We start from the raw sequence: 25,571 nt of genomic DNA on the forward strand, positions 1-25,571 counted from the left end.
TATCAGGTTCGCGCGGCGGTGCGAAGAGGTATTCCGTAGGGTGGAGTCCCGACGCCACGCTGTGCGGCAGCAGCACACCGCCAACGTACCGCGAGGCCACCACGGCGTGAGCGGCTTTCGGCAATGCCGGCGTTCCGGGATCGCATCTGTACGACCGCGTGGGCACGGAGTGCCCACCCTACGAACGCAACGGTCCCGTAGGGTGGGCACTCCGTGCCCACGCGGTACGGCATCGGCGAATCAAAACAGGTATGCCAAAGCCGCCATGCATGCTCACGAGCCTTTGTAGCGTCCAGGAACGCACACGCACGCCCCCATGGAGTCAGGACTCCACCCTACGCCCGCCTCGCCTCCTGCACGCCCGCCACGTCCCCGATCGCCAGCAAGGCCCGTTGCAACTGGCCCGTCGACCCGATCTCCGCCGTGAACACCATGCGCGCCTGGCCTTTCGTGGTCTGCGTGTTCACGCCGGTGACATTGATCTTCTCGCGCAGGAAAGCGTCGGAGATGTCGCGCAGCAGCCCCTGGCGGTCGCCGGCGAGGATGAAGATGTCGACCGGGTAGACCGTCTCGCTGCCCGCCCTGCCCCATTCGGTCTGGATCACCCGTTCCGGCGCCTTGGCGCGCATCTCGGCGAAGTTCTTGCACGACAGGCGGTGGATCGACACGCCCTTGCCGCGCGTGACGAAGCCGACGATCGGATCGGGTGGCGCCGGCTTGCAGCAGCGCGCCAGCATCGTCATCAGCCCCTCGGTGCCGACCACCAGCACACCGGACTTCGCGCCCTGCTCCACGCTCGACGCGCGGCTCTTGTTGACCACCGCGGTGTCGTCCGGCGGCGGCGCTTCGGTCGTCTCGTGCAGCGCCGCTTCCACGTGGCGCAGGCTGAACTTCTCCTTGCCGACCGCGACGAACAGGTCGTCGACCTTGGCAAAGCCCAGTTTATGCGCCAGCGCCTCCAGGTTGACCGCGGTCTTGCCCTCGCGCTGCAGGGATTTTTCCACCAGCAGCCGGCCCTGGGCCAGGGTCTCGGCCAGCTCCATCGCGTGGAACCAGGCGCGGATCTTCGACCGGGTACGGCTGCTGACCGTATAGCCCGGGCTGAGCCAGTCGCGCGAGGGACCGGCACTGCCGGCCGGCCCCTTGGCCGTGATGATTTCGCAGGTCTGGCCGTTCCTCAAAGGGGTATTCAAAGGCACCATGACGCCGTCGATCTTGGCGCCGCGGCAGCGGTGCCCGACTTCGCTGTGCAGGTGGTAGGCAAAGTCGATCGGCGTCGCGCCGACCGGCAGTTCCAGCACGCGCGCCTGCGGCGTCAAGACGAAAATGCGGTCGTCGAGCGTGGCGGCCTTGAGCTTTTCGACCCACTCCTTCTGGTCCTCTTCGCCCGCCACCACGTCGGTGACATCGCTCTTCCAGGCCAGCAGCTGGCGCAGCCAGGCGATCTTCTCGTCGTATTTCTGGCTCTTGAAGTTCGAACCGCCCTCTTCCTTGTAGCGCCAGTGCGCGGCCACGCCGTACTCGGCGAAGCTGTGCATTTCCTGGGTGCGGATCTGCACTTCGAGCGGACGCCCATCCTCGGCCGTGACGACCGTGTGCAGCGAGCGGTAGCCGTTGGGCTTGGGGCGGGCGATGTAGTCGTCGAATTCGGCCGGGATCGGGGTCCAGATGTTGTGCACCAGGCCCAGCACGGTGTAGCAGGTTTTTTCATCGGCGACGATCACGCGGAAGGCGCGCACGTCGTAGAGCGAGGAAAAGTCGAGGTCCTTGCCGCGCATCTTGTTCCAGATGCTGAAGATGTGCTTCGGCCGTCCGCTCACCTCGGCGCGGATGCCGGCGGCGCGCAACTCGTCCTGCAGGCGCGCGATCGAGGACGCGACAAAGCCTTCGCGTGCCATGCGCTTTTCTTCCAGCATCTTCGCGATGCGCTTGTAGGTGTCCGGCTGCATGAAGCGGAAGGCCAGGTCTTCCAGCTCCCACTTCAGCTGCCAGATCCCCAGCCGGTTCGCCAGCGGCGCGTACAGGTCCATCACCTCGCGCCCGTAGTCGTGGGTGACTTCGTCGAAGCGCTTGCTCTCGGCGAAATAGCGCAGCGTCGTCAGGCAGGAGGCCAGGCGCATCAGCACCACGCGCATGTCCGAGGCCATCGCCAGCAGCATCTTGCGCAGGGTCTCGACGTGGGCGGCGGCCTGGCTGGCCGCGTTCTTGCCGCGGCCGACGACGGGCTGGCCGACCGTCAGGTCGCGCAGCTTGACCAGCTGCTGCACGCCGCGCACCAGGCTGGCCACTTCGGCGCCGAACAGGCGCTCGATCGTCTCGACCAGCGGCGGCTCGACCAGCACCAGCTCGAACAGCAGGCCGGCGATGCGGGTCTCGCAGTCGCTGCGCAGGTAGGCCAGCGTGCCGGCCACACCGAGCGAGAACTCGAAGGCATTCTGGCCGGATGCGCAGGTGCGCTCGCCATAGGCCACCGCGGCATAGTCGAGCGCTTCCTGCACGCGCACGCATTCGTCAGGGGCCAGGCCCTGCAGCAACTGGGTGGTGGCGTCGCCGAGTGCGGCGGTGGAAACCATCGATCAGCGCAGTGCGGCGGTGACGACGATCTCCACCAGGCAGGCCGGATTGGCAAGCTTCGCTTCAACCGTGGCGCGCGGCGGCGTGTGGCCCTGCGCCACCCATTCGTCGTAGACAGCGTTCATGCCGGCGAAATGCGCCATGTCGGCGATATAGATCTGCATCATCAGGATGCAGGTCTTGTCGCTGCCGGCTTCGTTCAGGAGGCGGTCGACGTGGCCCAGCACTTCGCGGGTCTGGCCCTCGATGTCCTGGGTGGTGTCCTCGGCGATCTGGCCGGCCAGGTAGATGGTGCCGTTGTGGACGGCGATTTCCGAGAGGCGTTTGCCGACGTGGTGACGTTTGATTTCCATATTCTCTTTCTTGATTCTTGATTCTTGATTCAAACAGGGCTCAGGAGCCCAATAAAAAGTTGCGTGCCAGCGCGATCTGGTCGGCGTGCACGAAAGTAGGCGCATGGCCGACGCCGGGGATCTCCACCAGGCGCGGACGCGGCCCGCGCCGCGTCATCTCCAGCGCCGTTTCGTGCGAGAGCAGGTCCGACAGTTCCCCGCGTACCAGCAGCGTCGGGCAGCGGATCGCATCGTAGGCGCGCCATGGGGCCGCCTGGTCCTGTTCGGCGCGCTCGCGGCTCATGGACTTGAACGGCTCCGCCAGCGCCAGGTCGTAGTGGCGTACCCATTCGCCATTCGGCTCCTGGCGCAGCACGTCGCGCGCCAGCTTGTCCCATTGCGCCTCGTCGTGCGGGCCGAACGAGTTTGACACCTCGCGCACGAAGCGTGCACCGCTGTCGTAGCTCGGGAAGCGCAGGTCCTGGCCGATATAGTCGGCAATGCGCGCCAGCGCGGCGCCATCCAGGGTCGGGCCGATATCGTTGAGTACCAGCCGGGCCACCGGCGTGCCCTCCAGCGAAGCCAGCACCATGCCGATCAGGCCGCCCATCGAGGTGCCGAACCAGTCGACCCGGTCCTCGAAGCCAGCCGTGACACGCGCGACCAGAGTCACCATGTCAGCCACGTATTGCGGCACGCCATACAGCTGCGGGTCGCGCAGGCGCTCCGAGCGCCCGCGCCCGGCGACGTCCGGGCAGACCACGCGATACGTGTCGGACAGGCTTGCCGCCAGCGCGTCGAAGTCGCTTGCTACGCGCGTGACGCCATGCACGCAGACCAGTACGCGCGGGTTGTCCGGGTCGCCCCACTCCTTGTAAGCCATGCGATGCAGGCCGGCGGGCGAGCTGCACTGCACGCTTTTCCATCTCGCATCAAGCATTCCCGCCTCCTCATGACAATTTCTGCACACCGGGTTCGCACAAACTCCGCATTTTAGCCCGTGTGCGTTTCGCCGGCAGGGAGATTAGAATTCTACCAAGTCCGGGCAAAGCACCCGACCACACCACTACCAGAGGAAACAATGAAATCCAGCATGCTCAGCGGCAAAACGGCACTCGTCACCGGTTCGACTTCGGGCATCGGCCTCGGCATGGCGCGCGCGCTCGCCGAACAGGGCGCCAACATCGTCTTCAACGGCTTCGGCGACGCCCAGCAGATCGAGAAGCTCTACACCGACATCGGCCAGGAGTTCGGCGTGCAAACCGCCTACCACAACGCCGATATGTCCCGGCCCGAACAGATCGAGGCGATGATGGCGTTTGCAAGCGAGAAGTTCGGCGGGGTCGACATCCTCGTCAACAACGCCGGCATCCAGCATGTCTCGCCCATCGAGGAATTCCCGGTCGAGAAATGGGATGCCATCATCGCCATCAACCTCACCTCCGCCTTCCACACCACGCGCCTGGCCCTGCCTGGCATGAAGCAGAAGAACTGGGGCCGCATCATCAACCTGGCCTCGGTGCACGGGCTGGTGGGATCAAGCCAGAAGTCGGCCTATGTCGCGGCCAAGCATGGGCTGGTCGGCTTCACCAAGGTCACCGCGCTCGAGACCGCGCAGACCGGCGTCACCTGCAACGCCATCTGCCCGGGCTGGGTGCTGACCCCGCTGGTGCAGAAGCAGGTCGACGACCGCGCCGCGCGCGAAAACCTGTCGAACGACGAAGCCCGGCGCGCGCTGCTGGCGGAAAAGCAGCCGTCGGGCGAATTCGTCACGCCTGACGAACTGGGTGCGCTGGCCGTGTTCTTCTGCTCGCCGGCCGGGGCGCAGGTGCGCGGCGTCGCGTGGAACATGGATGGTGGCTGGGCCGCGCAGTAAGGGATTGACGCTGCTACGGACGCGGACGACAAACCGTCTATACGTAGGGTGGGCTCCGCCCACGCCGTCTTTCGTGTCCGTGCAGACCAGACGATGTGCGTTATCGGCGCTCATCGCATACCGCATGGGTGGTGCTGGCTTCGCGAATCGAAACCGCTTCCGGCGGACGCATCGGTGCCATACCGCGTGGGGTCAAGACCCCACCCTACGGCGCTCGCCGGCCGGGGGCGTCGCCAAGGCCGCGGGTCTGCACATGCGACAATATTGCCCTTTGTCCCGACGGCACCACACATGCACCATTTTGAACAGCGGCGCGACCGCTTCGACCTCTTCGACCGCATGGACAGCCCCGCGGTCAACCTCTGCTTCACCCTCGACCTGCCAGACTACCGCCCCTGGTGCAAGGAGCAGGGCCTGGCGCCCTTCCACGTGCTGCTCTGCGCGGTGCTGCGCTCGGTCTTGAAAATCGAGAACTTCCGCTACCGTGTCTTCGAGGGCGAGGTCATCGCGATCGACCGCCTGATGCCTTCCTTCACCGTCGTGAACCAGCACAAGGACCTCAATTTCGCCCTGTTCGACTGGTCCGACGACCTGCGCGAATTCGTTGCGCGCGGCCGCGCCGCGGGCATCGCGGCGGCGGGCATGACGGCGCTGAACAACAGCTACGCCAGCTTGTCGCCGCGCGCCGTGAAGGACCAGGTCTTCATCACCTGCATCCCCTGGCTGGACTTCAGCTCGATCCAGCACCCGGCCGCATCGCTCGGTTCACCTGACATTCCCTCGATCGCCTGGGGCCGTTTCCGCGACGGGACCAACGGCCGCCTCCAGCTGCCCTTCTCGGTGCAGGCCCACCACGGTTTCGTCGACGGCTTCCACATCCACCAGCTGGCCCAGCAGATCGCCGCGGAGCTGGACGGTTTCATGGCCGGCGGGGCTGCGTCACCGCCCGACTGAGCGCGGGTTCGACCCCGCCCGGCGTGACCGTGGTCGTCCACGACGAAACTCGCGCCGGGCCTGGGGTGGGATCACTCGTCTTGACCAGCATCGCGACGGCATTGCGGGGCGCTATCCGACTCACCGACTCACGCCAGCGCGCCGGCCGCGCGCAGCACCAGCAGGTGGCCGATGACGCCGCGTCCGTTCTCGCTGCGGACGGCTTCTTCAAGGCTTTCCAGCACCACGAAGCCGTTTTGCGCCGCCAGCCCTTCCAGGTAGCCCAGCGCGTGGGCGTAGCGGTTCGAGGGCTGCAGCGCATACTCGCCACCGCCGCTTGCGTCGCCCAGCTTCTCGGTCGAGAAGGCGAACCATCCACCCGGGCGCAGCGCCGCGCGCACTGGGCGAACAAAGCGGCCAGGTCGCCGAAGTAGACCAGCACGTCGGCCGCCATGACCAGGTCGACGTCGCCGTGGCAGCTGTCGAGATAGGCCTGCAGGTCGGCGCAGGCCAGGCTGTCGTACAGGCCCGTCTCGGCGGCACGCGCGAGCATGCGCTCGGACAGGTCGACCCCGGTCAGCGTGCGCGAACGGGGACGCAGGACGGGGCCGCACAGGCCTGTGCCGCAGCCCAAGTCGAGGGTCGCGAGATCGTTTGCATGTACCTGGCGCGCCAGGCCGCACCCAGCAGGCCCGGGGTGCGGTAGCGCAGCACTTCCGTCAGGTGGCGGTCGAAGTGGCCGGCATAGCCATCGAACAGGGCTTTCACGTAGGCCTGCGGCGCACGCACGGGCACGGCCCCGACGCCGAGCGCGGCCAGTTCGAAGGCGATCTCGCTGGCGCCGCCGTCTGCCCCGGCCGCCAAGGCCGCATCTCTCGCCTCCTCGTAGGCCGCGATCGCATCGACGCGCCGTCCCAGCGCCAGCAAGGCATCGGCGCGCTGGCGCCGGTGCGGCCAGTAGCCCGGCCGGCGCGCCAGTGCGGCGTCAAAGGCGTCCAGCGCTTCGCCGTGGCGGCCCAGCTTCTGCAGCGCCAGGCCACGCCCGGCATGCGCCTCGGCCACGCGCGCGTCCAGCGCGATCGCCCTGTCGTAGCCATGCAAGGCCTCGTCGAAACGGCGCAGCGCGAACAGGGCATTGGCGCGTACGCACAGCGCTTCCGGATAAGCCGGCCGTGCGGACAAGGCCAGGTCCGCGCTCGCCAGCGCCGCATCCGCCGCGTCCAGGTCCAGCAGCGCGATGGCGCGGTTGCAAGCCGCTTCCGGGTAGCCCGGACGCAGCACCAGCGCACGCTCGTAGCTGTCGACGGCGTCGGGCAGGCGGCCGAGCTTGCGCAAGGCATTGCCGCGGTTGGCAAAGGCCAGCGCATAGCCGGGCGACAGGCGCAGCGCGGTCTCGTAGCTGGTCAAGGCTTCCCGGGTGCGTCCAAGGTCCTGCAGGGCCGCGCCCAGGTTGCAATGGGCCGTGGCCTGCGCCGGGTTGATCCGCAGCGCGGCCCCGATCAGTTCGACGGCGCGCGCCGGCTCGCCCTGCTGGCGGTGCACGACCCCGAGCAGGTGCAGCGCATCGAACTGGCCTGGCGCCAGCGCCAGCACGCGCTCGTAGCGCCGGCGCGCTTCGATCAGTTGTCCTGCCTGCTGCAGCGCCACCGCATCTTTCAGCAACGCGCTCACCTGCGCCGAATTATCCTGTCCCATCCCATGCCTCGCCGTCGTCAGGCCGCCAGCATAACCCACGCGCATGCGGCAGAGTCCGTTATCATTCCGGCTCCACCATTTTCGGGAAGTCCGCCATGCGCCGCTTGAGCACTACCTTCACTTCCATTGCGCTCGGCGCCCTCGCCTTTGCCGCCAGCCTGGCCGCCGCGGCCGCCGAGCCGCGCACGCTGCTGCTCACCGCCGACGGCGTCTGGACCGGCGAAGGCAAGCCGCACGCCGGCTGGGCGGTGCTGGTGCAGGACGGGCGCGTGAAGGAAGTGGGCCCCGCCGACAAGGTCGCCGCACCGACCGACGCCGAGCGCGTCAACCTGCCGGGCAAGACCCTGATTCCCGGCCTGATCGACCTGCACTCGCACGTGCTGCTGCATCCCTATAACGAAACCACCGGGACGACCGGGTAATCAAGGAACAGGTCGAATACCGCACCCTGCTGGCAGGCAAGCACGCCGCCGACACGCTGCAGGCGGGATTCACCACCCTGCGCGACCTCGGCACCGAAGGCGCCAACTATGCCGACGTCGGCATCAAGCGCGCCATCGAAGGCGGGGTGGTCGCCGGCCCGCGCCTGCTCATCGCCACGAAAGCCATCGTCGCCAGCTACAGCTACGGCCCGGCCGAGCGCAGCTACCGGCCCGACATGGAGATACCCTACGGCGCCCAGCCCGTCACCGGCGCGGTCGAAGCGGTCAAGGCCGTGCGCGAGCAGCCCCCGCGGCGCCGACTGGATCAAGTTCTATGCCGACTACCGCACCGGCGTCGACGGGACCAGCCGCCCCACCTTCACGCTCGAGGAAATGAAGGCGATGGTCGAGGCCGCGCACGTCACCGGGCGCAGGGTGGCGGCCCACGCCAGCACCGACGACGCCATCCGCCTGGCCGTGCTGGCCGGCGCCGACACGATCGAGCACGGCTACGGCGCCAGCGAAGCCACCTTCAAGCTGATGAAGGAGCGCGGCACCGCCTACATCCCGACGCTCACCGCACCGGAAGCCATCGGCGAATACTTCCAGAAGCACGTGCGCGGCGGCGAGCCAACCCCGGCCATGAAGGGAGGCCGCGCGCGCCTTTGCGCTGGCGCGCCGCATCGGCGTCAAGATCGGCAACGGCAGCGATGTCGGCGTCTTTACCCACGGCACCAATGTGCGCGAACTGGAGTGGATGGTGCGCCTCGGCATGAGCCCGTTGGAGGCGCTGCGCGCCGCGACCGTCGTCGCCGCCGATATTCTCGGCAAGGGCAAGGACCTGGAACCAACTGGTGCCGGGCGCGCTGGCCGACGTCGTCGCCGTCGAGGGCGATCCGACGAGCGACATCGCCGCGCTGCGCAAGGTGGGCTTCGTGATGAAAGGTGGCAAGGTGTATCGCCGGCCGTAGGGTGAGCGGCTCCACCCGGCAACCCGCATACCGGCGACGTGAGCGCCGCCCACGCGTTCAACCCACGCTCGCACCGACGCGCCCATTCACCCTGCCCTTGCGAAGCAACTGCGCACCGGCATTGACATACGACATGGCAAATTTGGACGCGCCGGGCCTGCATCAGCAAACCGCATGACCGTTATTCACGGGGTTGGGGATATCCACAATAGATCGCGTGGCGGCTATTTGTGATGATGTCCACACTATCCACCTTCCCATGAAACGCTGTCATGAAAAAGCCTTTCTATAAAATCCTGTACGTACAGGTGCTGTTCGCCATCGCGATGGGCGTACTGCTCGGCGTGCTGTATCCAAAGCTCGGCACGGACATGAAGCCCCTGGGTGACGGCTTCATCAAGCTGATCAAGATGATCATTGCCCCGGTGATCTTCTGTACCGTGGTGGCCGGTATCGCCGGCATGCAGGACATGAAGAAGGTCGGACGGGTGGGCGGCAAGGCGCTGCTCTACTTCGAAGTGGTGTCGACCTTCGCACTGGTGATCGGCCTGCTGGTGGCGAACATCGCCAAGCCGGGCGCGGGTTTCAACGTCGACGTCGCCCACCTCGACACCAAGGCGATTGCCCAGTACACCGAGAAGGCCTCGCACCAGAGCACGGTGGAGTTCGTCCTGAACATCATCCCGAACACCTTCGTCGATGCGTTCGCCAAGGGCGACATCCTGCAGGTGCTCCTGATCGCGATCCTGTTCGGCGTGGCGCTGTCGATGCTGGGCGAGCGCGGCCGTCCGGTGACGAAGCTCATCGACGAGATCTCGCACGTGATCTTCGGCATGGTGAACATCGTCATGAAGCTCGCGCCCATCGGTGCCTTCGGCGCCATGGCCTTCACGATCGGCAAGTACGGCCTGGCCTCCCTGATCCCGCTGGCAAAACTGATGGGTTCGTTCTACCTGACCTGCGCGCTGTTCGTCTGCGTCGTGCTGGGCATCATCGCCAAACTGACCGGCTTCTCGATCTTCAAGTTCATTGCCTACATCAAGGAAGAACTGCTGATCGTGCTCGGCACCAGCTCGTCCGAGTCCGCCCTGCCGGCCCTGATGCGCAAACTCGAAAAGCTCGGCTGCTCCAAATCCGTCGTCGGCCTGGTCGTGCCGACCGGCTACTCCTTCAACCTGGACGGCACCAACATCTACATGACGATGGCCGCCCTGTTCGTGGCCCAGGCCACCAACACCGAGCTGACCCTGATGCAGGAACTGACCATCCTGGCGGTGGCGATGCTGACCTCGAAAGGTGCCTCGGGCATTACCGGCGCCGGCTTCATCACCCTGGCCGCGACCCTGGCCGTGGTGCCGACCATTCCCGTGGCCGGCATGGCGCTGATCCTGGGCATCGACCGCTTCATGAGCGAATGCCGCGCCCTGACCAATTTCGTCGGCAACGGCGTGGCCTCGGTGGTGGTGTCGAAGTGGGAGAACGAGCTGGACAAGGAGCGCATGAACGCCGTCCTGTCGGGCAACTACGTGGACGAAGACGACAAGGGCCTGCGCAGCGTGCACAAGGCAGCTTGAGCCCCGGCTCCCGCGATGGCCGCGCGCAAAGAGCGCAGCGGCCACAAAAAAAACCGCGCATCGAGCGCGGTTTTTTCATGTCCGGGCGCGGTGGCGCCGCACTCAGATGCGCAGGTCGTCCAGGTTCTTGCCGCCCTTGATGGCCTCGGCCACCCACTTCGGCTGGCGGCCGCGGCCGGTCCAGGTCTGGTTCTCGTCAGCCGGATTGCGGTACTGCGCCGCAACCTTCTTGCCGCTGCCGCCCTTGGCTTTTCCGACCGAGCCAGCCAGCAGTTCTTCGACGCTCACGCCCAGGTCCTGGGCGATCGCCAGGATCCGCTCGCGCGCTTCCTTGACTTCCTGGCGCTGGCGCTCCTTGATTTCCTTCTCGATTTCAAATTGCAAGCCCTTGAGCTCGCTCAGGTTGTAACCCGACAGATCCGTCTTCGCCATGTGGTGGTCCTTGGTAATTGAATGGGGTGCGGCTTTCGCCTGTCACAGGCGGATTTTACACCGACACCCCTTGTCCAAGACATAACTGTTGACTTGCGTGCGCGCAGGCCCGCTTATTCCAGTTTATAGACCACGTCGACCGGTTGAATCAGCTTGAGCGCATCCACATTCAGGAAGTCGCGCGCGCCCACGTTCGACGGCTTGCTCCGGTTGTAGCTGAAGTCGGGCCGCACCAGACCCATCGTGGTGCCGACGTTCTTCACGCCGCCCGGGCTGACCCCTGTCACGGCGCCGAGCTTGCGGCGCGCGCCCCTGGCGATGATCTCGGCGCGGCGGCGCGCATCCTGCAGGGCGTCGGCCATCAGGGCGGCTTCGAAAGCGTCGCGCTCGGTGATGTCGAAGGAGGTCGCAAAGCCGTTCAGGTTCGGCTTGACCAGGAGCGGCGCCACCACGGCGCGCCACTTCGACAGGTCGCGCACGATCAGGTGGACGCTCACGCGCAGTTCCTGGGCGGTGTCCTTGCCCGCGGCGTCCATGCCCGGCTCACGCCGCACGTCGCGCGTTTCCAGGTCCGCCAGCGGGACGCCCTGCTCCTGCAGCAGCGCGCGCACCTCGGCGATGCGTGTTTCCACGGTGTCGCGCGCCTGTGCCGGGTCGGCGTCGGAAGCACTGATCATGAAGTCGATTGCCCCGATATTCGGCGTGGTATAGCGCGAGGCTTCCGCGCTGACGTGCACGAAAGGATAGCTCGGCAAGGGCGAGGCCGAAGCGGCGACGGGGAACAGGGCAAGGCTGGCGACGAGGGCGAACTGTTTCAACATGGGTCTCCTGGTGTTTTCTTGCAAGCAAGCATAGGCGCATATAGACATTGTTGTCTACAACTATTTCATCCCTGGCCGGAGGCGTGGAAATCAAGTAGACAGGTCTTTCTAGACAAGATATTCTGGACGCATTGTTCTCAATGACAAGCTTGCAACCAGAAGGATCGATCATGTCCCGCTCTTCCGAACTTCCGAAGCCCACCGCGGCCGAACTCGACCTGCTCCAGGTGCTGTGGCCGCTCGGCTCCGGCACCGCGCGCCAGGTGCACGAGGCGATGCAGAAGACCCGCCCCGAGGTCACCTATGCCACCGTGCTGCGCCTGATGCAGATCATGCACACCAAGGGCCTCTTGACGCGCGACGAGAGCGAACGCTCGCACGTCTACGCGCCTGCCCAGCCCCAGGATTCGCTGCAGACCAACCTGCTCAAGGACCTGATGCAGCGCGCGTTTTCCGGCTCGGCCAAGGCACTGGTGATGGCTGCCTTAAAGAGCGGCATCTCGAAGAAGGAGCGAGCCGAAATCGAGAAGCTCCTGAAGGAGGACGAGGAATGATGATCGAGAGCCTGGTCTCCCACGTCGGCTGGACGCTGCTGCACTTCCTCTGGCAAGGCGCCCTCGTCGGTTGCGCGACCGCGGTGGCCCTGCTTGCGCTGCGCAACGCCCGCCCCGAATCGCGCTACCTCGTTGCCTGCGCCGGCTTGCTGCTGTGCCCGGCATGGCCGACCGCCGAACTGGTGCTGCGCCTGGCCGGCGACAGCGGTGCCGGCGCCGCCATTGTCCCGTTGGGCACGCTCGCCGCCGGCGTCGGCGTGGCCGCGAGCGGCGGTTGGATCGACACCCTGCAGGCCAGCCTGCGCCCCATCGTCGGCGCCTGGCCTGCTGCGCGGTGCTGCTGGGCCTGCGCATGATGCTGGGCCTGGCCTGGGTCGAACGCGCGGCGCGCCGCCAGCAAACCGATGCCCAATGGCAGGCACGCCTGTCCAGCATGGCGGACCAGCTCGGCATCGACCGCAGCGTGCGCCTGCGCATCGTCGACACGCTCGCCAGCCCGGTCACGGCCGGCTGGCTGCGGCCGGTCGTGCTGGTACCGGCCGCCCTTCTCACCGGCATGCCGCCGCAGCTGCTCGAAGCCCTGCTGGCGCACGAGCTGGCCCACGTGCGCCGCTGCGATTACCTGGTGAACCTGGCGCAAACCCTCATCGAAACCATCCTGTTCTATCACCCCGCGGTCTGGTGGATCTCGTCGCGCATCCGCGCCGAGCGCGAGCAGATCGCGGACGATATCGCGGCAAGGCTGCTCGTCGAACCGCGCCGCCTGGCCCTTGCCCTGTCCGAGCTGGAGCGCCTCCAGTTCTCGTCCCACCACCTGGCCCAGGCGGCCAACGGAGGAGATCTCATGTCGCGCATCAAGCGCCTGGTTCGTCCCGATACGCAGGCATTGAACTGGAAGGCCGCGCTGCCTGCCCTCGGCCTGGCGGCAGCCTGCCTGGCCGGCTGCGCGCAAACCTTCGTCGCCAACGCTCCCGATTCGAGTGGCAGCGCCAGTGTTGCGGGCGTCCACGAGGTGGTACGCACGGCTCCCCTCGCCAGATTCGATTCCTGCGCCAAGCCGGAATATCCGCAAGACGCCCCGGCACGCAAGGCCATCGGCACCGTGACCCTCGGGTTCCTCGTCGGCGTTGACGGCAGCGTACGTGACTCGCGCGTGCGCAGGTCGAGCGGCGACGCCGCGCTCGACGAAGCGGCACGCGACGCCATCGCCAAATGCAGCTTTACCCCGGCTGAAGCGGACGGCAAGCCGGTCGAAGAGTGGGGGCATGTCCAGTACGTGTGGTCGCTGAATTGATGAAACCGACAATGAACAGAACGATTTCCCGCCGCCTCCTGCCTGGCGCCGCAATGCTCCTGGCCCTGTCCATGAACGTCACCGCCGCCGAACAGCCCCGGCTCGACGAGGAAACGCGCAAGAGCGTGCTCGCCGCGCTGAGCGCGAAAGTGAGCGCCGAGTACGTCTTCCCCGACAAGGCGAAGCGCGTCGTCGCCCGCCTGAACGAGAAGGAAGGCAGCGGCGCCTACCGCGACCTCAAGGACATCGAGGCGTTTGCCAGGGCGCTGACGGCGGACCTGCGCGAACCAACCCGCGACCTGCACCTGGGCGTGCACTACAGCGCCAACGTCCTGCCAAAGGACGAAGGCGCCACCCCGACGCCCGAGCAGGTCCGCATGTACGTCAACAGCATACGCGCGGAGAACTATGGCGTCAGCAAGGTGGAAAACCTGCCTGGCAATATCGGCTACATCGACCTGCGCTCCTTCGACGGCCTCGAGTACGCCAGGCCCGCGATCGCCGCGGCCATGGCCCTGGTGGCCGATGCGGACGCGCTGATCGTCGACCTGCGGCAGAACGGCGGCGGCGATCCGAATACGGTGGCCTTCATGTCGAGCTACCTGTTCGACAAGCGCACCCACCTGAACGACCTGTACTGGCGCAAGGGCGGACGTACCGAGCAGTTCTGGACCAGCAACAAGGTCCCGGGCAAGAAGTTCGGCGGCAAGCGGCCCGTGTATGTCCTGGCGGGCCATGACACCTTCTCGGCGGCCGAGGAGTTCAGCTACAACCTGCAGCAGCGCAAGCGTGCCACCATTGTCGGCGAAACCACGGGCGGCGGCGCCCACCCCGGCAGCGTGCACCGGCTGCATCCGCACCTGTCCGTGTTCATTCCGGGCGGCCGCGCGATCAACCCGGTCAGCAAGACCAACTGGGAAGGCAGCGGGGTCACGCCCGACGTGCCCGTGGCCGCCGCCGACGCGCCGCGCACGGCCGTGCGCCTGGCGCTGCAGGCGCTGATGAAGTCGCCCAGGAACGAAGAACACGCCCAGCTGCTGCGCAATCGCCTGCAGATGCTGGACAAGACGACTGCGTCGAACGATCGCTGACACGAAAGAACCCATGCGCTTCCTGCTGACCCTTGCCCTGCTGCTGAGCTGCGCCCAGGCCCAGGCGACTTCCCGCTTCACGCTGAGGGCGCCACCCGGCCCCCACCCGGTGGGCTTCCGGCTCGTCGAGCAACAGGATTTTTCCCGTGTCCTTTACGGCAAGCACGATCCAGTCAGCGGCCGCGCGACCGCGGGTCCACCCGGGCGCCCGATCCAGACCCTGGTCTGGTATCCCGCCACGCGCTCGGGCCAGGCCATGCGCTATGACGACTACCTGCAGCTCATCGGCAGTGAAACCGCGTTCGGGCGCAGCCGGGAAGAGCGGCGCAGCCATGCCGACGCCTTCGTGCGCCAGGAATATGTCTCCGAATCAGGCCCTGAACAGGCAGCCCGGGAGTTGGCGGCCCCGGTGCGGGCGCGACGCGATGCCGTGGCGGCAACGGGCAAGCGCTACCCGGTCGTGATCTATGCGCCCAGCATCAGCGCGCCGGCCGCCGAGAACGCCGACCTCTGCGAATTCCTGGCCAGCCACGGCTACATCGTCCTCGCCAGCCCCAGTGTCGGCCTGCATGACCGCGAGATGACGAACGACCTGGCGGGCGCCGAAACCCAGGCGGCCGACATCGCCTTCCTGGTCGCCCATGCCCACGGCTTGCCGGACGCCGATACGGACCGCATCGCCGTCGCCGGCTACAGCTGGGGCGGGCTCGCGAACGTGCTCGCCGCAAGCCGGGACAGCCGCATCAAGGCCCTCGTCAATCTCGACGGCTCGGTGCGCTATTACGCGGACGTGGTGGCAGCTGCCTCCTACCTGAAACCGGAAAACCTGCGTGCCCCCCTGCTCTACGTGGCGGCACGGCCGATGTCGAGCGAGGAGCTGGCGGCCCGCGGCAAGCCGGTCTCCCGCTTCCTGGACGAGGTCAAGCATGCGGACGTCTACAAGCTGACCATGTTCCCGATGGAGCATTTCGCGTTCTCCTCGACCTATCTGCGTTTCGCCAGCGACGCGCGCTTCAACCAATACACCCGGGACGAAGTGATCCGCGCCCATGGCTGGACCCTGGACTACGTGCGGCGCTTCCTCGATGCCTACCTCAAGGACGACGCGCCGGCGCGCGCCTACCTGGCCGCGACGCCGCTTGCCAACGGCCTGCCCGCGCATGCCGCGACGATGGAGCGCCGCCTGGCGACGGCGCCGCCAGCGAGCCGCGAACAGTTCGCCGCGCAGCTGGCGCGCCGGGGCTTCCGCGACGCGCATGCCGCCTACTTGAAGCTGTACGGCAAGGACGCCGGCCTGCTCGAGTCCGAGCTCAATGCCGGGGCTACGCCCTGCTGCGCAGCGGCGACAGCGCGCCCGCGCTCGCCATCTTCGAGCTCGCCACCGAGGTCTACCCGAACAGCGCCAACGCCTTCGACAGCCTGGCCGAGGCCTGCGAACGCAGCGGCGACCAGGCCGGGGCGATCCGCCACTATCGGCGCGCACTGGAACTCGCTCCGGGGAGCGCGAATGCCCGCAAGCGACTCGAGGCGCTCGGCGGCGCGGCGCCCGGCAAAGCAAGCTGAGCGCGGGTCGGCCAATGCAAGCCGGCGCCCCTGGACGCGGGCGCTACCCTTCCGCCAACGACATAGCGGCCGAGCCAGGTATGGTCAAGTGCGGCATTGTCTGGTTTTCATGTTCGCATCGGATTCGCTTGACCCGCCAATCGTCCCGCGTGCCGCTTGCCACTTTTCTTTTGCCAGGTCAGCCATGGTGCTATATTCACGGCATCGCAGCGACAACTCAACTGACCCATGATAATCAAAACGCTCGCCGTGGCAATCCTGTTCCTGTCGACAGCGTCCTCGGCCCACGCTGCTACTTTCGTTCTGGGAGAATCGTGCCAGAACGAGGGAGAGCTGACAGGCTCGGTGTCCGTGATCGAATGGAAAGGCAATATCGAGATCACCGGGACGGTGAAGGGAAAGAAAGTCACCGCCATCGTGCCGCCCGGCGCGATGCAGGATTACGATCTGAATAGCTTGCTGTATGAGTTCAGATACAACATGAAAGACGGCTATACCAGCGCAGTGGAACTGGAATGCAGCGAAGGGAATGTGGTCGATGATTGGACGCTCATCTATACGCCGAAGGAACAGGGCAAATAAGGGCGCCTGGCAAATGCGCAGAAACGCGACCTGTCGTCCCGGTTGATGCGGGAAGCAGTCGTGCCAGGACCGTGAGCATGGCCCGGCCAGCCACAACGACGTGCGCGCAAGCATGCATTCCATCCTCGCCACCAGGAACCCATGCAACACGGTGAAAAACTTAACACCCTCACCCACCTTGCCGGCGCCGTCCTCGCGGCCGCGGCCAGCGCACCGCTGATCGCCCGCGCGCTCGAAGGCAGCGGCGTGGCTGGCGCCGTCAGCACAGCCGTCTACGCCGTGTCGCTGGTGCTGATGTACGCCTGCTCGAGCGCCTACCATTGGGCCAGCGGCTCGCTGAAGGAGCTACTGCGCCGCTTCGACCACCTGAGCATCTACCTCCTGATCGCCGGCAGCTACACGCCCTTCTGCATGCTGCTTCTTGGCGGGCGCGAGGGCTGGATCCTGCTGGCCGTGGTGTGGGGCCTGGCCGTGTTCGGCGTGCTGCAGGAAAGCCGGCCACGCGGCGGTGCGCGGGTGCTGTCGATGCTGATCTACCTGGGGATGGGATGGGCGGCGGCGTTCATCCTGGGAACGCTGCATGCGCGCCTCGGACCGGCCGGCTTCGCCTGGCTGCTCGGCGGCGGCCTTGCCTACACGGCGGGAATCATCTTCTATGTGCTCGATGCGCGCCTGAAGCACGCGCACGGCATCTGGCATTTGTTCGTGCTCGCTGGCAGCGCCGCACACTACGTCACGATCTACCGCTACGTACTGTAGCGGCAGGGTCGGCCGCCCTGGGGTCAGGTCTGACATTCGGACACGGCCTCGAGCCACGCTTGCAAGGAAAAAGCGGCCCGCAGGCCGCCTTCTCGTTCAGCACGTCCAGCCGATCAGACGGCCGACACGTCCAGCTCGGCGCCCGTTGCTTCGAGCACCTGTGCTTTCGTCACGCCCGGCGCCAGTTCCACCAGCTTCAGGCCATTCTCGACGACATCGATCACGCCCAGGTCGGTGATGATGCGGTCGACCACGCCCACGCCGGTCAGCGGCAGGTCGCATTTCTTGAGGATCTTGTGGCTGGTCGAGCCGTCCTTGGCGGTAGCGACGTGTTCCATCACGACGACCACGCGCTTGACGCCGGCGACGAGGTCCATCGCACCGCCCATGCCCTTCACCATTTTGCCCGGGATCATCCAGTTGGCCAGGTCGCCTTTTTCCGACACCTGCATCGCGCCGAGGATGGCCAGGTTGATCTTGCCGCCGCGGATCATGCCGAAGGAGTCGGCCGAGCTGAAGTAGGCGGCGCCCGGCAGCGCGGTCACGGTCTGCTTGCCGGCGTTGATCAGGTCGGCGTCCACCGCGTCGTCCGTCGGGAAGGGGCCGATGCCGAGCAGGCCGTTTTCCGACTGCAGGAACACCTCCATGTCGTTGGGGACGTAGTTCGCCACCAGCGTCGGCAGGCCGATGCCCAGGTTCACATAGAAACCGTCCTGCAGTTCCTTCGCCGCGCGCGCGGCCATTTCATCACGAGTCCATGCCATGTTCTTCTCCGGGTACGCTTAGGATGGACGCACGGTGCGCTGTTCGATGCGCTTTTCCGGCGTCGGATTGTGGACGATGCGGTGCACGAAGATGCTCGGGGTGTGCACCTGGTCCGGATCGATCTCGCCGATCTCGACCAGTTTTTCCACTTCCACGATGCAGACCTTGCCTGCGGTTGCCACGTTCGGATTGAAGTTGCGCGCGGTCTTGCGGAACACGAGGTTGCCGGCCTTGTCGGCCATGTACGCCTTGACCAGGGACACGTCGGGCAGGAGGGCACGTTCCATCACGTAGTGCTCGCCGTCGAATTCGCGCGTTTCCTTGCCCTCGGCGACGATGGTGCCGTAGCCGGTTTTCGTGAAGAAGGCCGGGATGCCGGCGCCGCCGGCGCGCAGCTTCTCGGCCAGCGTGCCCTGCGGGGTGAATTCGAGTTCGAGTTCGCCGGCCAGGAACTGGCGTGCGAATTCCTTGTTCTCGCCGACATAGGAGGCGATCATCTTCTTGATCTGGCGCGTTTCCAGCAGCTGGCCGAGGCCAAAGCCGTCGACGCCTGCGTTGTTGGAAATGGCGGTGAGGTTCTTGACGCCGGAGTCGCGCAGCGCTTCGATCAGCGCTTCCGGAATGCCGCACAGGCCGAAGCCGCCGACGGCAATGGTCTGGCCGTCTTGGACGATACCGGCCAGCGCCGATCTCGCATCAGGATACACTTTGTTCATACCCGTCCCTTTTATGAATGAAGCTGGAAAGCTCTTTGTGTACAGCAGAGTAGAATCGCAGCTTAAAATACGCTGGTATAAAGCACAATACCGTAGAACTACCGGCCGTGAATCGCCCCTGCAACATGCCCAGCTCCAGATGAATCCATCATACGCCATCGATTACGAAATGATTTTCCAGCAGGCGCCGGTCGGCATGTGCATCTCGAGCAATCGCGTGATCCAGTCGAGCAATGCGGCGCTGGCCAGCATGTTCGGCTACGCGCGCGGCCAGCTCGACGGCCAGTCCTTCGCCGTGCTGTATCCGACGATGGACGAATTCCTGCGCACGGGCGACCGCATCGTGCCGATCATGAATGCCAAGGGGCGCTATTCCGACGAGCGCATCATGCGCCGTGGCGATGGGGAACTGTTCTGGTGCCATGTCACCGGGCGCGCGCTCGACGCTGCCGAGCCGCTCGGCGCCGGCGTCTGGACCTTCGAGGACGTGAGCGAAAAGCGTCCCGTCACGGCCGAACTCACCCCGCGCGAACGCGAGATCGCCGCGCTGCTGGTGGAAGGCAAGACCAGCAAGATGATCGCGCGCGAGACCGACCTCAGCCCCCGCACCGTGGAAATGCACCGGGCAAAATTGATGCGCAAGTTCTCGGCATCGACCTCATCGGAACTGGTGCACAAGCTGGTGGGCGTGGCGCGCTGAGACGCGCCTGACAAAACCGCCATTGCGGCGTTGCAGCGTCTCACCGTACAGGCCTGCTGTCTTCGCGGTCCGCCGATGCGGCGCCGCGCCGTGCTTTGAGGCCCCCGGCCTCGAAGCCACTGACGGTTTTGTCAGGCGCTCCAGGTCGCCCGTGGCGTCGGACATGTGCAACATCGGCAATTGACGTTTGCATATTGCGACCAAAGTAACTATCCTGATGCTGCTAGACAACATATGTCCGAATAAAACATCAGGGATTTTCATGAAACAGTTCAACCGGCAACTCGCCGCCCTCCTCGCCAGCGCCTTCCTGGCGGGCGCCGCCATCGCGGCCCCGATCTCGAACACCGACGTCATCAAGCTGCTTGACGCCGGCATGCCGGAAGAAGTCGTCATCGAGGCCATCTACAACGGCGAGGCGCGCTTCGACACCTCGGCCAATGCGCTGATCTCGCTGAAAGCAAAGGGCGCGACGCCCAACGTGCTGCGCGCGATGCTCGACGCCGGCCAGCGCAAGAAAGGCGGCGCCGCGAACACGGCCGCCAAGGCCGCGTCCGGCTACAACCCGGAAGAAGTCACCGTGGTCGTCAACGGCGAAGCGAGCATCATGCAGTACCGCATCGCGCAGCAGCGCAGCGCCGCGCGCGCAATGGGTTTCGCCGGCATGGCCAGCTACGCCACCCTGAGCGGCGAACGCGCCCAGCGCCGCCTGTCGGGCACGCCGGAATTCATCGTCTCGGTGCCGCGCAATGCCCGGGCGAGCGACTACCTGACGCTGGCAAACTTCGCCACCCGCCGCAACGGCACCCGTGAAGTCATGACCGGCGGCGGCTACATGTCCTACACCAGCGGCATCAACAAGAGCCGCGTCGTGCCGATCGTCAGCGAGGCGCTCGCGGACCAGTCGGCCGCGCGCGACGGCTTCGTGCTGTACTCGGTCAAGCCGGCGGCGCCGATGAAATCGGGGGAGTATGCGCTGGTGCTGTACACCGGCGAAATGCGTACCGCCGGCTTCTTCGCGCAAAACGCGAACAGCTACTTCGATTTCGGAGTTGACTGACTCCGGAACCGGAGTAGTTGGAGTGTGCCTGACGCGCGCTGCGTGCGTTCAGGCAGGAAAACCGGCCGTGTCGATCACGGCCGGTTCCACATCCAGGGCATGCGTGCTGCTCAGCACGAGCATCAGCCCTGGCATGACGTGGAACTGGTCGAAGGCGGCTTCGCGCCCCAGCTTGATGTGGGCCTCGTAGCGGCACCACATGCGGTAGAACCCGATTACGCGCGCTTCGCCATCGAGGGCAGCCAGTTCGGCCGCAGCCTCCGCGCCGAACGTCTGTTCGGCCAGCGCAAGGACGTCGCGCGCGGGATCGATGCGTTCGATGTCGAGACCGACCGGCGCGCAGGTGCTGGCCGCGCAGGCAACCCAGCGTCCGCTGTGGGAAATACTGAAGGACATATCGGAGCGCTCGGGAGAGCGCAGCGCCGCGCGCATTGCCGGGCCGCTCGAGCAAGTCCACCGTGCGTGGCGGGACATCGAGCAAGGCGCCGATCGCCGTGCGCAGCAGCACGCGCCCGGCAAGGAACTGGCGGCGCCGCTCGGCGCGCACGAAGCGCGCATGGCGGGCCCGCTCGGCTTCGCCCAGCCAGTCCAGGCTGGACGCGAGCGCGGCCTCGGGCAAGGCCGCGCTGTCGAGCAGCCACAGGAGTGTTTCGCGCGGCACGGCCCTGCCCTGGTTTGCCTGGGGCTTACTTGATCTTGACGAAGTCGCCCTTGAGCGCGACGCCGGTGACCATCTTGCCGTCGTGGCATTCGTACTGGTCGTTGCTCATCACCTCGACGTTCTTGTAGTTGCTGGCGATGTTGATGACGGCGTTCGCACCGAGCTCCTGGGCACGTGCCTGCAGGCGCAGCATGGCCGACAGGAAGGCCCAGTTGCAGGCCTTTTCGGCGCTCTTGCCGAAGGAGTTGGTCTTCTGGCTGGTCTGGTCCGCGCCCAGCTTCTGCAGCACTTTCGGGGTCTTCTGGTTACCGAAGTAGAATTTCACCGAGTCGCCGAGGCGGTTTTGCGCGTCGTTGTCGGCCATGGCGCCTTCGATCGGCAGCATCATCTTGCTGTCGCGGGCCTGGGCCGGCATGCCGGCGGCTGCCGCGGCGGCGGCGATGGCGATACTCAGAACGATTTTTTTCATCTTGTTATTCCCTGGTTTGGTCCTGCTGTTTAAAAATCCGCGTTGCTTGTCAACGCAGGCTTGTTGCACTTCCGGATGGAACCGTTGCGGCGGGCGCAGCTCCTGCCCCGCCTTGCTGCGCCCTAGCGGTGCTTCGCAAAAATCAGCGAGGTATTGATCCCGCCAAAGGCAAAATTGTTCGACATGACGTATTCGCAGTCCAGGCGCCGTCCTTCGCCGCGGATGTAGTCCAGTTCTCCGCATTGCGGGTCGACCTCAATCAGGTTGATGGTCGGGGCGAACCAGCCCTCGCGCATCATCTCGATGCAGAACCATGCTTCCAGCGCGCCGCAGGCGCCCAGGGTGTGGCCCATGTAGCTCTTCAGGGAGCTGATGGGCATGCGTGGGCCGAACACCTTCGACGTGGCCTGGCTCTCGGCGACGTCGCCCTGCTGGGTGGCGGTGCCGTGGGCGTTGACGTAGCCGATGTCGGCGGGCGCAAGGCCGGCGTCCTGCGGAACCATCTCCATCGCCACCTGCATGGTGGCGGCGTTCGGCTGGGTCACGTGGGTGCCGTCGCTGTTGGTGCCGAAGCCCACCAGTTCCGCGTAGATGGTGGCGCCGCGTGCCAGCGCATGCTCGCGCTCTTCCGGGATCAGGGCGCCGGCGCCCTCCCCGATCACCAGGCCGTCGCGTTCGCGGTCGAAGGGACGCGGCGTCGTGTGCGGCGTGTCGTTGCGGGTGCTGGTGGCGAACAGGGTGTCGAACACGGCGGCCTCGGTGGCGCACAGCTCTTCCGCGCCGCCCGCGACCATCGCCACCTGGCGGCCGCTCCGGATCGACTCGTATGCGTAGCCGATGCCCTGGCTGCCCGAGGTGCAGGCCGACGAAGTCGTGATCACGCGCCCGGTGAGGCCGAAGAAGACGCCGATGTTCACCGGCGCCGTGTGCGCCATCATCTTGATGTAGGTCGTGGCATTGATGCCGCGCGTGGTACGTTCCTCGATCATGCGGCCGAAGTCGCCGATCGCGCTGGTGGTGCCGGCCGAGGAGCCGAAGGAGACGCCCATGCGCCCGCTGGTGACCAGGGGGTCGTCCAGCAGGCCGGCATCCTTCAGTGCCAGCTCGGTCGCGCGCGTGGCCAGCAGGGCCACGCGGCCCATGCTGCGCGTGGCCTTGCGGTGGTAGCGGTCCGACAGTTCGAAAGGCGCGGCCGGTGCGCCCAGGCGCGTGTTCAGGCCATCGTAATCGTCCCAGTCGTGCATGTGGACGATGGCATTGCGGTATTCGCCCAGGCGCTGGCGGATGGTGGCCCAGTCGTTGCCGAGGGGGCTGATGCCGGCCATGCCGGTGACGACGACGCGGTGGTTCATGCGAGACCTCCATTCACGGAAATGACCTGGCGCGTGACATAGCCCGCATCCTCGGACAGCAAATAACTGACGGCGGCGGCCACTTCTTCGGGACGGCCGACCCGGCGCAGGGGCACCAGCTTCAAGGCTTCCTCCATCGGCACATCGTCCAGCATGTCGGTTTCGATCAGGCCGGGGGCGACGCAGTTGACGGTGATGCTCCGCTTGGCCAGTTCCAGCGCCAGCGCCTTGGTGGCACCGATGATGCCGGCCTTGGCGGCGCTGTAGTTGACCTGGCCGCGGTTGCCGATCAGGCCGGACACCGAGGCCATGGTGACGATGCGGCCGGGCTTGCGGCGCTGGACCATCGGCATCACGAGCGGGTTTAGTACATTGAAGAAGCCGTCGAGATTCGTGCCCAGCACCTGGTCCCACTCCTCGCCGGTCATCGCCGGGAAGGCGGTGTCGCGCGCCACGCCGGCGTTACACACCACGCCGTAGTAGCAGCCATGTTCCTCGATGTCGGCAGCCAGTGCGGCAGCCGTGGCTTCGCGCTGGCCGATGTCGAACTGGAGCACGCGCGCGCTGCCCCCAAGCTCCGCGATCTGCGACGCGACGGCGTCGGCTTCCTCGCGGCGGCTGCGGCAATGCACGACGACGGCATAGCCCTCGCGCGCCAGGCGCAGCGCGATCGCCTTGCCGATGCCGCGCGACGAGCCGGTAATCAGCACACTGCGCAGGACGCTCTTGTCATTACTACTCATTCGGAACTCCGTTGCAAAAACTCTTCTACGTTATCGGGCTGGAAGACGGTGATGGTGGCGCTGGCCAGCTCGCGCCCCTCGCCCGCTTCGATGATGCGGCAGTCGAACGCGCCCAGGCCGTTTTCGCCCTGCAGCGCGCGCTGCACGTGGATATTCAGTACGGTGCCGACCGGGAAAGCCGGCACCGCGCAGGTGTAGCGGCGGGTACCGAGCAAAAAGCCCACCCGCACCGGCTCGCCGCGCAGTTTGGCCGCGTGGCCTGCATGGGCCGCCACCGCCTGCGCCATGTATTCGACGCCGACCCAGGCGCCGACCGCGGCGCCATCGCTGAACATGGAATTGGCGCGGATGCCCACTTGCGCGTCGAGCGTTTCGGCGTCGGCAGCGAGCAGCTTGTCGAGCAGCGACATGGCGCCGCTGTGCGGCACCAGGGTCTTGATGTCCGGCAGGGTCACGCAGTCCTCCCGAACACCGGGGTCGCGTTCGAGCCGCCGAACGCGAAGGAGTTACTCAGCGCGTAGCGTATCGGACGGCAAGGCGCGTACCTGGCGCCACCGCGTTCAAACGCGGCAGCTCGGGGTCGGCTTCGCCGCTCCACAAGTGCGGCGGCAGCAGGCCTTCTTCGTTATCGTCCTGCATCGCCAGCCAGCAGAAAGCCGCCTCCACCGCACCGGCGGCGCCGAGCGTGTGGCCGGTGAAGGCTTGGTCGAACTGACCGCAACCTCCGTGCCGAACAGGTCGGCCACGGCGCGCGACTCCATCGCGTCGTTCTGGACCGTGGCGGTGCCGTGCAGGTTGATGTAGTCGATGTCGCCAGCGTCGATGCCGGCGCGGCGCAGCGCCTCGCCCATCGAGATGCGCGCGCCGCCGCCCGCCGGGTCCGGTGCCGACATGTGGTGGCCGTCCGAGGACTCGCCCCAACCGAGCAGCGCGACCGCGCTTGGTGCGCGCGTCATCAGGAAGAGCGCGGCGCCCTCGCCCAGGTTGATGCCGTTGCGACCGAGGCCGAGTGGATTGCACTGCGTGCTACTCACCGACTCCAGGGCCGTGAAGCCGGCGACAGTGAAGCCGCACAGCGTGTCGACGCCGCCGGTGACGACCGCGTCGACCAGGCCCATGTTGATCAGGCGCGCGGCACTGGCGAGTGCCTTGGCGCTCGACGAGCAGGCGCTCGAATGCACGTAGCTGGGGCCGGATACGTCCAGTTCGTGCGCCAGGAATGCCGCGGGCGAACCCATCTCCTGCTGCCCATAGTGGAAGCCTTCCGGCAGCTCGCCGCCGGCCTCATGCGCGGCGATCGCGCTTTCGGTGGCACCCACACCGAGGTGCTGGTGCCGACGATGACGCCGACCCGGTCGCTGCCATAGCGCGCGATTGCCGCATCGACCGCTGGACGGATCTGCGCCAGCGCGGCCAGCGCCAGCGCGTTGTTCCGGCTGCGCATGGGCAGCGGCAGGTGGCCGAGGCCCGGCAGGTCCATCTCGACCTGGCCCAGCGGCAGCACGCGGCCCGGCGAGCAGGCGCTTGATAAGCGCAAGCCGGTCTGCGCGTCCTCAAACAGGCGGCGGCGGATCGTCTCGCGGTCGCCGCCGAGCGCGCAGACCAGTGCGCAGTCGTTCAGGTACGGCATCG

The 25,571-nt window shown here is 66.4% G+C and carries 29 protein-coding genes and 3 pseudogenes; 15 read left to right on the top strand and 17 right to left on the bottom strand.

Features of this window, described 5'->3' with window-relative positions; all coding sequences use genetic code 11:
• Nucleotides 1-335: 335 nt before the first annotated feature.
• Genes G4G31_RS18195 through G4G31_RS18205 form a run of 3 tightly spaced genes read right to left on the bottom strand, consistent with a single transcriptional unit; the run spans nt 336 to nt 3,846 of the window.
• On the bottom strand, nt 336-2,573 hold the full coding sequence (locus G4G31_RS18195) for a bifunctional (p)ppGpp synthetase/guanosine-3',5'-bis(diphosphate) 3'-pyrophosphohydrolase (RefSeq protein WP_182988827.1): 2,238 nt from the start codon (nt 2,571-2,573) through the stop codon (nt 336-338).
• 3 nt (nt 2,574-2,576) lie between these two features.
• Nucleotides 2,577-2,927: a RidA family protein gene (locus G4G31_RS18200; protein WP_182988828.1), complete on the bottom strand. Its 351-nt coding sequence runs from the start codon at nt 2,925-2,927 to the stop codon at nt 2,577-2,579.
• A gap of 40 nt (nt 2,928-2,967) precedes the next feature.
• Nucleotides 2,968-3,846 carry an alpha/beta fold hydrolase gene (locus tag G4G31_RS18205; RefSeq protein ID WP_182988829.1) on the bottom strand — a complete coding sequence of 293 codons (879 nt, stop codon included), beginning with the start codon at nt 3,844-3,846 and terminating at the stop codon, nt 2,968-2,970.
• A 141-nt stretch (nt 3,847-3,987) separates the two neighbouring features.
• On the opposite strand from G4G31_RS18205, the gene G4G31_RS18210 reads away from it, so the two are divergent.
• Nucleotides 3,988-4,782, top strand: a complete 795-nt coding sequence (locus tag G4G31_RS18210; protein ID WP_182988830.1) for a 3-hydroxybutyrate dehydrogenase — start codon at nt 3,988-3,990, stop codon at nt 4,780-4,782.
• Nucleotides 4,783-5,073: 291 nt separating this feature from the next.
• On the top strand, nt 5,074-5,736 hold the full coding sequence (locus tag G4G31_RS18215; protein WP_182988831.1) for a CatA-like O-acetyltransferase: 663 nt from the start codon (nt 5,074-5,076) through the stop codon (nt 5,734-5,736).
• 128 nt (nt 5,737-5,864) lie between these two features.
• Here G4G31_RS18215 and G4G31_RS26715 read toward each other — a convergent pair whose 3' ends face one another.
• From G4G31_RS26715 to G4G31_RS18225, 3 genes and pseudogenes are all read right to left on the bottom strand, one after another.
• Nucleotides 5,865-6,116: a hypothetical protein gene (locus G4G31_RS26715; RefSeq protein WP_229425697.1), complete on the bottom strand. Its 252-nt coding sequence runs from the start codon at nt 6,114-6,116 to the stop codon at nt 5,865-5,867.
• A 41-nt stretch (nt 6,117-6,157) separates the two neighbouring features.
• Nucleotides 6,158-6,349 (bottom strand): annotated as a pseudogene (locus tag G4G31_RS26720) (class I SAM-dependent methyltransferase); the annotation flags it as partial.
• Complete coding sequence (locus G4G31_RS18225; protein ID WP_182988833.1) at nt 6,292-7,410, bottom strand: tetratricopeptide repeat protein; 1,119 nt, start codon at nt 7,408-7,410, stop codon at nt 6,292-6,294. The pseudogene G4G31_RS26720 and the gene G4G31_RS18225, both read right to left, overlap by 58 nt.
• Nucleotides 7,411-7,505: 95 nt before the next feature.
• On the opposite strand from G4G31_RS18225, the gene G4G31_RS24620 reads away from it, so the two are divergent.
• Nucleotides 7,506-7,832 (top strand): hypothetical protein, encoded by a 327-nt coding sequence (locus G4G31_RS24620; protein ID WP_202033645.1) that lies wholly within the window; start codon nt 7,506-7,508, stop codon nt 7,830-7,832.
• Here G4G31_RS24620 and G4G31_RS26725 read toward each other — a convergent pair.
• The gene (locus G4G31_RS26725; protein WP_229425698.1) at nt 7,802-8,161 is read right to left on the bottom strand and encodes a hypothetical protein; all 360 of its coding nucleotides are present in this window, start codon (nt 8,159-8,161) and stop codon (nt 7,802-7,804) included. The two genes, G4G31_RS24620 and G4G31_RS26725, sit on opposite strands and share 31 nt — an antisense overlap.
• Here G4G31_RS26725 and G4G31_RS24625 point away from each other — a divergent pair.
• Together G4G31_RS24625 and G4G31_RS18235 are read left to right on the top strand one after the other, a co-directional pair.
• Nucleotides 8,157-8,771 (top strand): amidohydrolase family protein, encoded by a 615-nt coding sequence (locus G4G31_RS24625; RefSeq protein ID WP_229425632.1) that lies wholly within the window; start codon nt 8,157-8,159, stop codon nt 8,769-8,771. The two genes, G4G31_RS26725 and G4G31_RS24625, sit on opposite strands and share 5 nt — an antisense overlap.
• 304 nt (nt 8,772-9,075) lie before the next feature.
• The gene (locus G4G31_RS18235; protein WP_182988834.1) at nt 9,076-10,377 is read left to right on the top strand and encodes a dicarboxylate/amino acid:cation symporter; all 1,302 of its coding nucleotides are present in this window, start codon (nt 9,076-9,078) and stop codon (nt 10,375-10,377) included.
• A gap of 102 nt (nt 10,378-10,479) precedes the next feature.
• On the opposite strand, the gene G4G31_RS18240 is transcribed toward G4G31_RS18235, so the two are convergent.
• Both G4G31_RS18240 and G4G31_RS18245 read right to left on the bottom strand, forming a co-directional pair.
• Nucleotides 10,480-10,809: an H-NS family nucleoid-associated regulatory protein gene (locus tag G4G31_RS18240; protein ID WP_182988835.1), complete on the bottom strand. Its 330-nt coding sequence runs from the start codon at nt 10,807-10,809 to the stop codon at nt 10,480-10,482.
• Between the two features lie 113 nt (nt 10,810-10,922).
• Nucleotides 10,923-11,630 carry an SIMPL domain-containing protein gene (locus tag G4G31_RS18245; protein WP_182988836.1) on the bottom strand — a complete coding sequence of 236 codons (708 nt, stop codon included), beginning with the start codon at nt 11,628-11,630 and terminating at the stop codon, nt 10,923-10,925.
• A gap of 170 nt (nt 11,631-11,800) precedes the next feature.
• On the opposite strand from G4G31_RS18245, the gene G4G31_RS18250 reads away from it, so the two are divergent.
• The 8 genes and pseudogenes from G4G31_RS18250 to G4G31_RS18275 all read left to right on the top strand — a co-directional run bounded on the left by G4G31_RS18250 (nt 11,801) and on the right by G4G31_RS18275 (nt 17,473).
• A complete protein-coding gene (locus G4G31_RS18250; RefSeq protein WP_182988837.1) occupies nt 11,801-12,184 on the top strand; it encodes a BlaI/MecI/CopY family transcriptional regulator in 384 nt (127 codons plus the stop codon).
• A complete protein-coding gene (locus G4G31_RS26730; protein WP_229425085.1) occupies nt 12,181-12,540 on the top strand; it encodes a hypothetical protein in 360 nt (119 codons plus the stop codon). The genes G4G31_RS18250 and G4G31_RS26730 overlap by 4 nt, the downstream gene beginning before the upstream one ends.
• The gene (locus G4G31_RS18255; protein ID WP_229425086.1) at nt 12,519-13,478 is read left to right on the top strand and encodes a M56 family metallopeptidase; all 960 of its coding nucleotides are present in this window, start codon (nt 12,519-12,521) and stop codon (nt 13,476-13,478) included. The genes G4G31_RS26730 and G4G31_RS18255 overlap by 22 nt, the downstream gene beginning before the upstream one ends.
• Nucleotides 13,479-13,489: 11 nt before the next feature.
• Nucleotides 13,490-14,569, top strand: a complete 1,080-nt coding sequence (locus G4G31_RS18260; protein WP_182988838.1) for a S41 family peptidase — start codon at nt 13,490-13,492, stop codon at nt 14,567-14,569.
• Nucleotides 14,570-14,825: 256 nt separating this feature from the next.
• Nucleotides 14,826-15,365 (top strand): annotated as a pseudogene (locus tag G4G31_RS29380) (dienelactone hydrolase family protein); the annotation flags it as partial.
• Nucleotides 15,366-15,988: 623 nt separating this feature from the next.
• Nucleotides 15,989-16,132 (top strand): tetratricopeptide repeat protein, encoded by a 144-nt coding sequence (locus tag G4G31_RS29385; protein WP_374011325.1) that lies wholly within the window; start codon nt 15,989-15,991, stop codon nt 16,130-16,132.
• A gap of 249 nt (nt 16,133-16,381) precedes the next feature.
• Complete coding sequence (locus G4G31_RS18270; RefSeq protein WP_182988840.1) at nt 16,382-16,714, top strand: hypothetical protein; 333 nt, start codon at nt 16,382-16,384, stop codon at nt 16,712-16,714.
• Nucleotides 16,715-16,855: 141 nt separating this feature from the next.
• Nucleotides 16,856-17,473, top strand: a complete 618-nt coding sequence (locus tag G4G31_RS18275; protein WP_182988841.1) for a hemolysin III family protein — start codon at nt 16,856-16,858, stop codon at nt 17,471-17,473.
• Between the two features lie 113 nt (nt 17,474-17,586).
• Here the strand turns inward: G4G31_RS18275 and G4G31_RS18280 are convergent, their stop codons facing one another.
• Both G4G31_RS18280 and G4G31_RS18285 read right to left on the bottom strand, forming a co-directional pair.
• On the bottom strand, nt 17,587-18,237 hold the full coding sequence (locus tag G4G31_RS18280) for a 3-oxoacid CoA-transferase subunit B (protein WP_182988842.1): 651 nt from the start codon (nt 18,235-18,237) through the stop codon (nt 17,587-17,589).
• An 18-nt stretch (nt 18,238-18,255) separates the two neighbouring features.
• Nucleotides 18,256-18,954: a CoA transferase subunit A gene (locus G4G31_RS18285; protein WP_182988843.1), complete on the bottom strand. Its 699-nt coding sequence runs from the start codon at nt 18,952-18,954 to the stop codon at nt 18,256-18,258.
• Between the two features lie 139 nt (nt 18,955-19,093).
• Here G4G31_RS18285 and G4G31_RS18290 point away from each other — a divergent pair, with 139 nt between their 5' ends.
• Together G4G31_RS18290 and G4G31_RS18295 are read left to right on the top strand one after the other, a co-directional pair.
• Complete coding sequence (locus G4G31_RS18290; protein ID WP_182988844.1) at nt 19,094-19,654, top strand: PAS and helix-turn-helix domain-containing protein; 561 nt, start codon at nt 19,094-19,096, stop codon at nt 19,652-19,654.
• Between the two features lie 262 nt (nt 19,655-19,916).
• Nucleotides 19,917-20,714, top strand: coding sequence for a hypothetical protein (locus G4G31_RS18295; RefSeq protein WP_182988845.1), 798 nt, complete (start codon nt 19,917-19,919; stop codon nt 20,712-20,714).
• Between the two features lie 48 nt (nt 20,715-20,762).
• Here the strand turns inward: G4G31_RS18295 and G4G31_RS18300 are convergent, their stop codons facing one another.
• From G4G31_RS18300 to G4G31_RS18325, 6 genes and pseudogenes are all read right to left on the bottom strand, one after another.
• The gene (locus tag G4G31_RS18300) at nt 20,763-21,110 is read right to left on the bottom strand and encodes a 4'-phosphopantetheinyl transferase superfamily protein (protein WP_182988846.1); all 348 of its coding nucleotides are present in this window, start codon (nt 21,108-21,110) and stop codon (nt 20,763-20,765) included.
• 290 nt (nt 21,111-21,400) lie between these two features.
• Entirely contained in the window at nt 21,401-21,844 is a 444-nt protein-coding gene (locus G4G31_RS18305) for a heavy metal-binding domain-containing protein (protein ID WP_182988847.1), read from the bottom strand.
• A 122-nt stretch (nt 21,845-21,966) separates the two neighbouring features.
• Nucleotides 21,967-23,196, bottom strand: a complete 1,230-nt coding sequence (locus G4G31_RS18310) for a beta-ketoacyl-ACP synthase (RefSeq protein WP_182988848.1) — start codon at nt 23,194-23,196, stop codon at nt 21,967-21,969.
• Nucleotides 23,193-23,939 carry a 3-oxoacyl-ACP reductase FabG gene (fabG, locus tag G4G31_RS18315; RefSeq protein ID WP_182988849.1) on the bottom strand — a complete coding sequence of 249 codons (747 nt, stop codon included), beginning with the start codon at nt 23,937-23,939 and terminating at the stop codon, nt 23,193-23,195. Before fabG ends, G4G31_RS18310 begins: the two co-directional genes overlap by 4 nt.
• Complete coding sequence (locus G4G31_RS18320) at nt 23,936-24,394, bottom strand: 3-hydroxylacyl-ACP dehydratase (RefSeq protein ID WP_182988850.1); 459 nt, start codon at nt 24,392-24,394, stop codon at nt 23,936-23,938. The genes fabG and G4G31_RS18320 overlap by 4 nt, the downstream gene beginning before the upstream one ends.
• A pseudogene (locus tag G4G31_RS18325) lies at nt 24,391-25,569 on the bottom strand (beta-ketoacyl-ACP synthase). Before G4G31_RS18325 ends, G4G31_RS18320 begins: the two are co-directional and overlap by 4 nt.
• Nucleotides 25,570-25,571: the final 2 nt, after the last annotated feature.

It is taken from the genome of Massilia sp. Se16.2.3 (genome assembly GCF_014171595.1).
Lineage (GTDB): Bacteria > Pseudomonadota > Gammaproteobacteria > Burkholderiales > Burkholderiaceae_D > Telluria.